The sequence below is a fragment of the Streptomyces sp. NPDC002055 genome (assembly GCF_040296705.1).
Taxonomy (GTDB): domain Bacteria; phylum Actinomycetota; class Actinomycetes; order Streptomycetales; family Streptomycetaceae; genus Streptomyces.
The window spans coordinates 1-10790 of record NZ_JBEOXS010000047.1 but is presented as its reverse complement, the minus strand read 5'-3'; the positions used below and the strand labels follow the sequence as shown (position 1 = coordinate 10790).

Genomic DNA, 10790 nt, shown 5'->3' with positions numbered 1-10790 from the left:
CCCGGGCGGGCCCCGCCGCCCCTCAGGAGTGGCCGAGTTCTTCCTCCGGAGCGGTCTCCTCCACCGAGCCGCCCGCCCGCTCCGGATGCAGCGGCATCGGGTCGACCTTGGTCTCGTCGATCACCGGCGGCGCGGGGCGCGACGGCTGCGGCATCACCGCGGCCTCCGAGTGGGCGCCGCAGCCGTACGAGAGGGAGACCACCCGGCCGTCGGCGGGCGCGAACTCGTTGGCGCACACCCCGAACGCCTGCCGCAGCGAACCGGCGAGCGGCACCAGGAACGCGCAGGTCGAACAGGAGGCGGGCGCGGCCTGCGCCATCGGCGTCTTGGCGCCGTACGCCTCGTCCCAGCGGTCCGCCGCGGTGTGCAGGCCGTAGCGGGAGAGGACCCGTGCCCGCCGCATGCCGAGCTCCTCGGCGACGGCCGAGATGCTGCCCCGGGCCGGCGGGACGACCGGCGGCGCCGCGGTGGCCGCCGCCCCGTCGGCCGCGGCCGCTTCCGGCGCGGCGGGCTCGGCCGCCTCGCGCGCCTGCTCCTCGGAGACCACGGAGTTGGGCGGCGGGGCGTCCTCGCCGGAGAAGCCGGGCTCCAGCCGCAGATCCTCCGCCTCGGTCGGCAGCAGGTCGCCGGGGCCCAGGTCGCCGGGCCGGAGCCGCTCGCTCCACGGCACCCACTCCGGTGCCAGCAGGGCGTCGGAGCCGGGCAGCAGCACCGTTTCGTCGAGCGTGACGGACTTGGCGCGCGAGGCGCGGGCGACCGTCACCGCCCAGCGCCAGCCCCGGTACGCCGGTTCCCGGCAGGCGAAGAAGTGCGTGACCACGCGGTCGCCGTCCGCGACGACACCGAGGTGCTCGCCCACGGAGTCCTCTCCGGCGGCCTCCACGGCCGCGGCAAGGGCGAGGTCGACCGCCTCGGCGCACAGGCGGTCTGGGGTACGGCTTCGCATCGTCGCAGCACTCACAAGAATCGATTCTCTCCTACGCCGTCTGACGAGTGCGCCGGACGGACCGGCCGCGGAACCGAGGGGCACGGGCGGAGCGGACCTGAGGACCGCGTCGACGTCCGCGCCCGATCGGCCTGGGCGCACCTGTTCTCCCCATTCTGCGGGATCGCGGACAGGCGCGCGGCCAAGAACGACCGCCGTTGGCGCGCTGATGCTGTGACCGGGAAGGTCTACCGGGATCTCACGGCGTCCGGGCACCTCCCGGCCGGCGGCCGGGGTGTACCGGGGTGAACCCCCTCGTACCGGGCGAAGCGAGCGACGCCGGGACGGGGTCAGGTGTCGTAGCGGACGCCGCGAGCCGGTGAACCTTCCCGGTCACAGCACTGCGCACGCTACCCCCATCGGGGGCTCCGGTCCCACCCTCCCCCGACTTCGTCCCGCCAGGAGTCCGCATCCGCGCCGCCGTCCGGCGGAAAGACCCGGCGGCGTCCGGGCACCGGCGGTCTGGGAACGCCGAGTCGGGGCAGTATGACGGAGTGGCAGCCGACTGGTCGTCCGACGGCAGGGGTCCGCTCCGCCGCGTGGGCGCGGCGGTCGGCCGGGCCCTGCATCTGCCGTTCACCGCCACGGCCCGCGGCATCCGGCGCGCCACCCATGCGCACGGCGCGGGCGAGTCCGGCCTCGGCAAGCTGATCGAACTGCACGCGGTGAACGCCGCCGGGGACATGATGATCACCGTCGCCCTGGCGTCCACCGTCTTCTTCTCGGTCCCCACCGACGAGGCGCGGGGGCGCGTCGCGCTCTATCTCGCCGTCACCATGGCCCCGTTCGTGCTGCTGGCCCCGGTCGTCGGCCCGCTGCTCGACCGGCTGCCGCACGGCCGCCGCGCCGCGATGGCCGGCTCGATGCTGACCCGGGCGGTGCTCGCGCTCACCATGTCCGGCGCCGTCGCGACCGGCGGCCTGGAGCTGTATCCGGCGGCGCTCGGGGTGCTGGTGGCGTCCAAGGCGTACGGCGTGGTGCGCAGCGCCGTGGTGCCGCGGCTGCTGCCGCCCCGGTTCGCGCTGGTCAAGGCGAACTCCCGGGTCACCCTGGCGGGCCTGCTGGCCACCGGGGTGGCGGCGCCCATCGGCGCCGGGCTCCAGGCGATCGGCCCCACCTGGCCGTTGTACGGGGCCTGCGCGGTGTTCTCGCTGGGCGCCTTCCTGGCGTTCACGCTGCCGCACAAGGTGGACTCGGCGAAGGGCGAGGCGAAGGCCCGCTTCCTCACCCACGCCCACGGGCGCGCCCCGGGCGCCGGCGAGGACCACGAGCCGGGGGTGGTGGGCGCGGGGGCGACCCGGGTCCGCCACGGCCCGCTCGTCCTGGCCCGGCTGCGCCGCGGCCGGGGTGCGGAGCCGAGGCCCCGGCGGCCGGGGCTGCGCACCGTCGGGCCGTCCGTGCTGCACGGTCTGCAGGCGAACGCCACCCACCGGGCGCTGTCCGGATTCCTGATCTTCTTCCTGGCGTTCCTGCTGCGCGAGCACCCGCTGGGCGGGCTGAGCGCCGCCTTCTCGCTGGGGCTGGTGGGCGTCGCGGCGGGCACCGGGAACGCCCTGGGCACCGCCGTCGGGGCGTGGCTGAAGGCCCGCGGACCGGAAGTGATCATCGCGACGGTGCTGGGGCTGGCGCTGGGCGCGACTGTCACCGCCGCCGTGTTCTTCAACCCGGTGACGCTGGCCGTGGTCACCGCGACGGCGGGCTTCACCCAGGCGCTGTCCAAGCTGTCGCTGGACGCGCTGATCCAGCGGGACGTGCCGGAGGAGGTGCGGACCTCGGCGTTCGCCCGCTCCGAGACGCTGCTCCAGATGTCCTGGGTGGTGGGCGGCGCGATCGGCATCTCGTTGCCGCTGAACGGCGTGTTCGGGATGGCCGTGGCGTCCGCGATGGTCGCCGCGGGGGTGATCGTCACCGTCCGGGGGCTGCTCGCGGCCGCGCGGCGCGGCACGCCGCACCCCCGCGTGGCGTGAGGAGAGCGGCCCGATAGCCTTCGCGCATGAGCATTGCCACGCGGCGGAGCCGCCTTTCGATGCAGACCACGGGCCGGACCGTGCGCACCGTCGCCGCCGTCGGCGCTGCGGCCTTCGGGCTCGTGGCCCTCTCCGCCTGCGAGAAGCCGACCCCGCTCGCCACCGTCACGGTGGGCTCGGAGTCGGTGCACAGCGAAGCCGCCTGCTACAACGACGGCAAGGCGCTCTCCCCGAAGGACCTGCGCCACTGCATCAGCGCCAAGTCCGACAAGAAGCTCACGGTCACCGAGGGCCAGCGGATCAGCGTCGGTGTCGACCCCGACGTCGCCGAGTCCGGCTGGGCCATGGTGGTCAACGGCCAGGGCACGATGTCCGAGGCCAGCAAGGACACCTACCGGAGCTTCGACTTCGACCAGATCTTCGCCCCGCAGCAGAGCCCCACGGGTGCCGCGGCGGCTCCGAAGACCGCGCAGGTCGCGATCATCGAGGTGGGCAAGGGCGGCAAGGCCAAGGGCGCCTGGCAGTTCACCCTGAACCGGAAGTCCTCCTGACGGACGCCTCTCCCCGGCCGAAGGGCACAGCCTGATGCGCGTCCTCGTCGTCACCGCCGTGCCGGCGGAGTCCGAGGCCGTCACGGCCGGCCTCCGCGGAGCGCACCCCGCGCCGGACGTCTCCGGCGCCCCCGAGTCGGTGCCGCTGCCGGGCCGCACCCTGCTGCGGGTGCCGTGCCCGGCCGCGGACGGCAGCGCCCCGGGGCTCGTCGTGGACGTCCTCGCGGGCGGGGTCGGTCCGGGCGCGTCCGCCGCCGCGACGGCCGGTGCCGTCATGGCCGGCGCGCTGCACGGCCGCCCCTACGGCCTGGTGGTCTCCGCCGGGATCGGGGGCGGGTTCGCCGGGACCGCGCCCGTCGGCTCGGTGGTGGTGGCCGACACGATCGTCGCCGCCGACCTCGGGGCCGAGACCCCGGAGGGCTTCCTGCCCGTCACCGAGCTGGGCTTCGGCACCAGTGCCCACCGGCCGCCCGCCGCGCTCTCCCGCGCCCTGGCCGCCGCGGCGTCCGCCGCGTCCGGCCCGGTGCTGACCGTGTCGACCGTCACCGGCAGCGCCGCGCGCGCCGCCGAGCTGGCCGCCCGGTATCCCGGTGCCGCGGCGGAGGCGATGGAGGGCTTCGGGGTCGCCGAGGCCGCCGCCGCGCAGGGCCTGCCGGTCCTGGAGCTCCGGGCCGTCTCCAACCCGGTGGGTCCGCGGGACCGCGCCGCCTGGCGGATCGGCCCGGCGCTGACCGCGCTCTCCGGCGCCTGCGGCGCCCTCGTGTCCGTACTCCACACCTGGGAGGGGCCCGTCTCATGAGCGAAGCACTGCGGATCGCGTACTCGCCGTGCCCGAACGACACCTTCGTCTTCCACGCCTGGGCCCACGGCCTCGTCCCCGGGGCGCCCGAGCTGGACGTGACCTTCGCCGACATCGACCTCACCAACGGCATGGCCGAGCGCGGCGAACTGGACGTGCTCAAGGTGTCGTACGCGGTCCTGCCGTGGATCCTCGACGACTACGCGCTGCTGCCGTGCGGCGGCGCGCTCGGCCGGGGCTGCGGGCCGCTGGTGCTGACCCGGGCCCCGGACGGCGAAGACGGCGGCGCGGCCGGGCCGCCGGCGCTCGCGGGCCGGACCGTCGCCGTGCCGAGCGAGCGGTCCACCGCCTATCTGCTGTTCCGGCTGTGGGCGGCGACGGAGGTGCCCGGCGGGGTCGGGGACGTCGTCGTCCTGCCGTTCCACGAGATCATGCCCGCCGTGCGGGACGGCAAGGTCGACGCCGGACTCGTCATCCACGAGGCCCGCTTCACCTACCCCGACTACGGGCTCCACCGGCTCGCCGACATGGGCGAGCACTGGGAGGCCACCACCGGGCTGCCGATCCCGCTCGGCGCCATCGTCGCCAAGCGGTCGCTGGGCGAGGAGCGGCTGCGCGAACTGGCCGAGGCCGCGCGGGCCTCGGTGCGGATGGCGTGGGCCGACCCGGAGGCGTCCCGCGGTTACGTCCTGGAGCACGCCCAGGAGATGGACCCGTCCGTGGCCGACCGGCACATCGGGCTGTACGTCAACGAGTTCACCGCCGGTCTCGGCGAGGACGGCTACGCCGCCGTGCGCGGACTGCTCACCCGCGCGGCGGCCGAGGGGCTGGTGCCGCCGCTCGGCCCGGACGCGCTGGACTTCGCCCGCCCTTCCGCCGACTGACCGGTCCCGGCCGCAGCGGGCGGCCGGACAGCGGCTGCCGGGAAGGACGGCCGGGAAAGCGGCTACCGGGAAAGGGCAGCCGGGAAACGGCTCCGGAACGACACCGTGGACCGGCCCCCACGGGACCGGTCCACGCACCTCACGTCGTCGTCGGGGCGCTCAGACGTCCAGCTGGTCGGCGACCGCCCGGAGCATGCCGGCGATCTTGTTGCCGTGCGCCTTGTCCGGGTAGCGGCCCCGCTCGAGCTGCTGGGAGACGCTCTCCAGCAGGGTGGTCAGGTCCTGGACGATCGAGGCCAGTTCATCCGGTTTGCGGCGCTGTGCGGCGGCGATGGAGGGCGCCGGGTCGAGCACGCTCACCGACAGCGCCTGATCCCCGCGGTTGCCCGCCACCACGCCGAACTCGACGCGCTGTCCCGGCTTGAGGGTGTCCACGCCGGGCGGGAGCACGGAGGAGTGCACGAAGACGTCGCCGCCGTCGTCGCGGGAGAGAAAGCCGAAGCCCTTCTCACTGTTGAACCACTTGACCTTGCCGGTAGGCACGTCCGTCCTCGTCCTCGTACTCGTCGGGGAAACACACACAAAACAGCTCTGAATAGCACAGATGCGGGCCGTGAGACCCGCCATGTCCAAGGCTAATGGTCCCGTGCCTGGTGACAAGATGTCGCCGGGTGGTTCCTCAGCGCTCCTGACGCCGATCTACCCTGGTCCCATGAGCGGTACTCCTTCCTCCGCGGGTGACCGGCTGGTCCGGATCGGCGCGATCGTGTTCCTCGTCGGCGCCCTCGCCACCGTCGCCACCATGGCTCCGCTGTTCCTGGGCGCGGATCCACTGCCCGCGCCCGCGTACTTCGTGTGCATGCTGATGGGCGCCGGCTTCGTGATCGCCGGCGCCGGGGTGCTGCGGTCGATGGCCGCCGGGCGCCGTCAGGCCCGCTCGGCCCGGTAGCCCTCCAGCCACGCCGGGAACGCGGTGAGGTCCGGCAGGACCACGTCCGCGCCGGCGGCGCGGAGTTCGTCCTCCCCGAACGGGCCGGTGGCGACGGCCACGGACAGCGCGCCCGCGGCCCGGGCGCCCCGGATGTCGCCGGTGTGGTCCCCGACGTAGACGGCCGCGCCGTGCTCGCGCAGCGCCTCCGCCTTGGCCTCCGCCCACAGCCACCCGATGACCGCGTCGGCGTCGATGCCGAGGTGCTTCAGGTGCAGTTCGGCGTTGGGCTGGTGCTTGGCGGTGACCACGATCGCCCGGCCGCCCCCGCCGCGCACGGCGGCTATGGCGTCCCCCGCGCCGGACAGCGCGAGGGTCGGGGCGATCGCGTGGTCCGGGTAGATCGCGCGGTACCGGTCGGCCATGACCGGGATCCGGTCGTCCGGGAACCAGTTCGCCAGCTCCTCCTCCAGCGGCGGACCGAGCCGGGTGATCGCGAGGTCCGCGTCGATGTGCGTCCCGGTCTCGGCGGCCAGCGCGAGGTAGGCGGCCTTGATCCCGGGGCGGGAGTCGATGAGGGTCATGTCGAGGTCGAAGCCGACCGTCAGGGGGTGCGTGGGCATGGCAGCCATTGTGCCGTCACCCCTGCGGAACCACCCCCTAGGCTTAGGGTCCCCTAACCTCACAGGCGGTCCGCCGCGCCGGGCCCGCCGGATCCGAGAGGAACCGATGCCCGCCGCCCCGCCCGGTCAGCCCGGACGCACCCCGGCCGGACGCCGTATCGGGTGGCTGGCCGCGGCCACGGCCGCCCTGCTGCTGTCGGTCCTGCTCAGCCTGTCCGTCGGCGCCCGGCCCCTCGCCCCGTCGGCCGTCCTGGACGCGCTGCTGCACGGCGGCTCCGGCGACGCCGCCGAGGTCGTACGGTCCCTGCGGTTACCCCGCACCGTCACCGGGGTGCTGGTCGGCGCGGCGCTCGCCCTCGCCGGCACGGTGCTCCAGGGCCTCACCCGCAATCCGATCGCCGACCCGGGCATCCTCGGCATCAGCCAGGGCGCGTCCGCGAGCGTGGTGCTGGCCATCGCGTTCGCCGGGGTGCACGGCCCGAGCGGCTACGTGGGGTACGCCTTCCTGGGCGCGGGGCTGGCGGCGGTCGCCATGTACGCGGTCGCGGCGGGCGGGCGCGGCGGGGCGACCCCGGTGAAACTCGCCCTGGCCGGGGCGGCGGTGAACGCCCTGCTGGTCTCCGTCATCCACGCGGTGCTGACCACCGACGCCGCCACCCTCGACGAGTACCGCTTCTGGCAGGTCGGTTCGCTCTCCGGCCGCGGCGCCGACGTCATCGGCCAGGTCTGGCCGTTCCTGGTGCTCGGCGCGGTGCTGGTGCTCTCCGTCGCCCGCGGGCTGGACGCCCTCGCCCTCGGCGAGGACCTGGCGCGCGGCCTGGGGCAGAACGTCGCCGCGCTGCGGATCGTCGGCGGGCTCGGCGCGACCGTCCTCACCGGGGTGGGCGTCGCGGCGGCCGGGCCGATCGCCTTCATCGGCCTCGCCGTACCGCACCTGGCCCGCGCCGCCGTCGGCACCGCCCACCGCTGGGTGCTGCCGATGGCCGCGCTGACCGGCCCGGTGCTGCTGCTGGTCCCGGACGTCCTCGGCCGGCTGGTCTTCCCGCCCTCGGAAGTGCCCGCCGGGGTGATGACGGCCCTGGCCGGGGTGCCGTTCCTGGTCGTCCTGGTGCGCCGCCGGACGGTGACCGCATGACCGGCACCGCCCAGCGCCCGCGCGTCCTCCCGGCCGGCCACACCCTGGTCCGCGCCGGGGCGGCCTCCTTCCTGCTGCACCGGCGGGCGGCCCGCACCGCGGGCGCCCTCGCCGTGCTGCTGGCCGCCGTCTGCCTGGCCTCCCTCTGCCTCGGCGAGACGACCGCCGGCCCGCTCGGCGCGCTGCGGGTGCTGGCCGGGCTGCCCTCCCCGGACGCCTTCGTCGTCGGCACCCTGCGGCTGCCGCGCCTGGTCACCGGGCTGCTCGTCGGCGTCGCGTTCGGCCTCGCCGGGGCGCTCGTCCAGACCGTGGCGCGCAATCCGCTGGCCAGCCCGGACATCATCGGCGTCAGCCAGGGCGCGGGCGCGCTGACGGTCGGCGCCCTGACCTTCGGGGTCACCTCCACCGTCGCCCTGCCCGCCCTGTCGGTGGCGGGCGGCCTCGCCACCGCGGCCCTCGTCTACGCCCTCACCTGGCGCCGCGGGCTGCACACGGGACGCTTCGTCCTCATCGGCATCGGCTTCGCCATCGCCCTGCGCTCGGTCACCCAGCTCTTCCTCACCAAGGGCGAACCGCTGGTCGCGCAGCAGGCGCAGGTGTGGATGACCGGCTCGCTGAACGGCCGTGGCTGGTCCGAGGCGGCACCGCTGGGCTGCGTCCTGCTGCTCCTGCTGCCCGCCGTGCCGTGGGCCGGGCGGGCCCAGCGGGCGGTGGCCCTGGACGACGACACGGCGACCGCGCTGGGCACCCGCCTGGGCCGCACCCGGCTCGGCCTGGCCACGCTCGGCGTCGTCCTCGCCTCCGTCGCCACGGCCGCCGCCGGGCCGGTGGACTTCGTGGCGCTGCTCGCCCCGCAGATCGCCCGTCGCGCGGCCCGGACGGACCGGATCCCGCTGGTGTGCGCGGCGCTGACCGGCGCGGTGATCGTGACCGCGGCCGACCTGGCGGCCCGGACCCTGCTGTCACCCACCGAACTGCCCGTCGGCGTGCTGACCGCCGCGGTCGGCGCCCCGTATCTGATCCGCCTCGTCCTGCGAGGCCGCACCGGAGGAACAGCATGACCGAGAGCCGCCTGACGGCCCGCGACCTGACCCTCGCCTACGAGCAGCGCACCGTCGTCGAGGGCCTGGACCTGGACGTTCCCGACGGCCGGGTCACCGTCGTCGTCGGCCCCAACGCCTGCGGCAAGTCCACCCTGCTGCGCGCCCTCGGCCGGCTGCTCAGGCCCGCCCGCGGCGCGGCCCTGCTGGACGGCCGGGACCTCAGCCGCATCCCCACCCGGACCGTCGCCCAGCAGCTCGGCCTGCTGCCGCAGACCCCGGCCGCCCCCGAGGCGATCACGGTCGCCGACCTCGTCGCCCGCGGCCGGCAGCCGCACCAGCGCTGGTGGCAGCAGTGGTCGGCGGAGGACGAACGGGCCGTCGCCGACGCCATGGACCGCACCGCCGTGACGGACCTCGCCGAGCGTCCCGTGGACGAACTCTCCGGCGGCCAGCGGCAGCGCGTCTGGATCGCCATGGCCCTCGCCCAGGAGACCGGGCTGCTCCTCCTCGACGAGCCCACCACCTATCTGGACATCGCCCACCAGATCGAAGTCCTCGACCTGCTGCGCCAGCTCAACCACCAGCGCGGACGCACCGTCGTCGCCGTCCTCCACGACCTCAACCAGGCCGCCCGCTACGCCGACCATCTCGTCGCCATGAAGGCCGGGCGGATCGTCGCGCAGGGCGGCCCGGCGGAGATCGTCACGGCGGAGCTGGTGCGCGAGGTGTTCGGCCTCGACGCGGTCGTCGTCCCCGACCCCGTCACCGGCAGCCCGCTGGTCGTCCCCGGCCTGCCCTGGCAGGCCCGCACGCCCGTCCCCGACCACCACTGAAAGGTGTGCCATGTCCCGTACCCGCGCGCTCACCGCCACCGCCGTCCTCGCCGCCCTCGCTCTCACCGGCTGCGGCACGGGGCGGAACGCCGCCCCCGAGGGCGAGACCCGCACCGTGAACACCGCCATGGGAAAGGTGCGGGTGCCCGTCGCGCCGAAGCGCGTCGTCGTCCTCGACACCGCCGAACTGGACTCCGCGATCACCCTCGGCGTCAAGCCCGTCGGCGCCACCAACGCGGGCACCCGCTCCGGCTTCCTGCGCTACCTGAGCAAGGACCAGGTCTCCGGCATCAGGAACGTCGGCACCATCGGCTCCCCCGACCTGGAGGCCGTCAACAAGCTGAAGCCGGACCTGATCCTCAGCAACAAGGCCCGGGACGCGAAGAACTACACCAGCCTCAAGGCCATCGCCCCGACCGTGCTCACCGAGACCACCGGCTACCCCTGGAAGGAGAACTTCCGGGTGCACGCCGCCGCCCTCGGCAAGAAGCAGGCAGCCGCCAAGGCGGTCGCCGCCTACCGGGCCCACACCCGCAAGGTCACCGACGCGCTCGGCGGCCCGGACCGGGCGAAGCGCACCGAGGTCAACATCGTCCGCTTCGTCGAGGGCGCGGACACCCGCGTCTACGGCGAGAAGAGCTACATCGCCACCGTCCTCAAGGACGTCGGCCTCGGCCGCCCCGCCGTCGTGCACCGGGCCACCGACGGCTTCTCCTACGACGTCAGCCCCGAGCGGATCGACGACGCCGACGCGGACGCCGTCTTCTACACCACCTACGGCGACCCGGAGAAGGCCAAGGAGACCCGGATCCTGCGCAGCGGCCTGTGGAAGCGGATGACCGCCGTCAGGAACGAGCGGTCCTTCCGCGTCGACGACGAGACCTGGATCCAGGGCATCGGCTACACCGCCGCCGACACGATCCTCGACGAACTCGGGCAGCGGCTCGGCTAGGGCGTGTTTCGAAAGTCCCGCCTGGCCGGAGGTGTCCGGCACGCACGCTCGCCGCGTTGTCGGTCGTCGGCGCAGCCCGCTGCGCTCTCC

The 10790-nt window shown here is 75.0% G+C and carries 12 protein-coding genes; 9 read left to right on the top strand and 3 right to left on the bottom strand.

The genetic code is table 11. The features are described 5' to 3' along the window. Positions 1-22: 22 nt before the first annotated feature. Entirely contained in the window at positions 23-946 is a 924-nt protein-coding gene (locus ABT112_RS25400) for a DUF3027 domain-containing protein (protein ID WP_351513280.1), read from the bottom strand. A 533-nt stretch (positions 947-1479) separates the two neighbouring features. On the opposite strand from ABT112_RS25400, the gene ABT112_RS25395 reads away from it, so the two are divergent. From ABT112_RS25395 to ABT112_RS25380, 4 genes are read left to right on the top strand one after another with little or no spacing between them, the layout of a single operon-like run. Next, positions 1480-2952: an MFS transporter gene (locus ABT112_RS25395; RefSeq protein WP_351513278.1), complete on the top strand. Its 1473-nt coding sequence runs from the start codon at positions 1480-1482 to the stop codon at positions 2950-2952. A 26-nt stretch (positions 2953-2978) separates the two neighbouring features. Further along, a complete protein-coding gene (locus ABT112_RS25390) occupies positions 2979-3503 on the top strand; it encodes a hypothetical protein (protein WP_351513276.1) in 525 nt (174 codons plus the stop codon). A 34-nt stretch (positions 3504-3537) separates the two neighbouring features. Next, on the top strand, positions 3538-4302 hold the full coding sequence (locus tag ABT112_RS25385) for a futalosine hydrolase (RefSeq protein WP_351513274.1): 765 nt from the start codon (positions 3538-3540) through the stop codon (positions 4300-4302). Continuing rightward, positions 4299-5186: a 1,4-dihydroxy-6-naphtoate synthase gene (locus ABT112_RS25380; RefSeq protein ID WP_351513272.1), complete on the top strand. Its 888-nt coding sequence runs from the start codon at positions 4299-4301 to the stop codon at positions 5184-5186. Before ABT112_RS25385 ends, ABT112_RS25380 begins: the two co-directional genes overlap by 4 nt. A 159-nt stretch (positions 5187-5345) precedes the next feature. Here ABT112_RS25380 and ABT112_RS25375 read toward each other — a convergent pair whose 3' ends face one another. Beyond that, a complete protein-coding gene (locus ABT112_RS25375) occupies positions 5346-5729 on the bottom strand; it encodes a cold-shock protein (RefSeq protein ID WP_351513270.1) in 384 nt (127 codons plus the stop codon). Positions 5730-5898: 169 nt separating this feature from the next. Here ABT112_RS25375 and ABT112_RS25370 point away from each other — a divergent pair, with 169 nt between their 5' ends. Beyond that, positions 5899-6135, top strand: a complete 237-nt coding sequence (locus ABT112_RS25370; RefSeq protein WP_351513268.1) for a hypothetical protein — start codon at positions 5899-5901, stop codon at positions 6133-6135. Here the strand turns inward: ABT112_RS25370 and ABT112_RS25365 are convergent. Further along, positions 6114-6746, bottom strand: a complete 633-nt coding sequence (locus tag ABT112_RS25365; protein WP_351513266.1) for an HAD family hydrolase — start codon at positions 6744-6746, stop codon at positions 6114-6116. The genes ABT112_RS25370 and ABT112_RS25365 overlap by 22 nt on opposite strands. 97 nt (positions 6747-6843) lie before the next feature. Here ABT112_RS25365 and ABT112_RS25360 point away from each other — a divergent pair, with 97 nt between their 5' ends. The 4 genes from ABT112_RS25360 to ABT112_RS25345 are packed head-to-tail and all read left to right on the top strand — an operon-like array spanning position 6844 to position 10700. Further along, positions 6844-7872 carry a FecCD family ABC transporter permease gene (locus ABT112_RS25360; protein WP_351513264.1) on the top strand — a complete coding sequence of 343 codons (1029 nt, stop codon included), beginning with the start codon at positions 6844-6846 and terminating at the stop codon, positions 7870-7872. Continuing rightward, positions 7869-8933, top strand: coding sequence for a FecCD family ABC transporter permease (locus ABT112_RS25355; protein ID WP_351513262.1), 1065 nt, complete (start codon positions 7869-7871; stop codon positions 8931-8933). Before ABT112_RS25360 ends, ABT112_RS25355 begins: the two co-directional genes overlap by 4 nt. Further along, on the top strand, positions 8930-9748 hold the full coding sequence (locus ABT112_RS25350) for an ABC transporter ATP-binding protein (RefSeq protein ID WP_351513260.1): 819 nt from the start codon (positions 8930-8932) through the stop codon (positions 9746-9748). Before ABT112_RS25355 ends, ABT112_RS25350 begins: the two co-directional genes overlap by 4 nt. A 10-nt stretch (positions 9749-9758) precedes the next feature. Continuing rightward, positions 9759-10700, top strand: a complete 942-nt coding sequence (locus tag ABT112_RS25345; protein WP_351513258.1) for an ABC transporter substrate-binding protein — start codon at positions 9759-9761, stop codon at positions 10698-10700. Positions 10701-10790 lie beyond the last annotated feature (90 nt).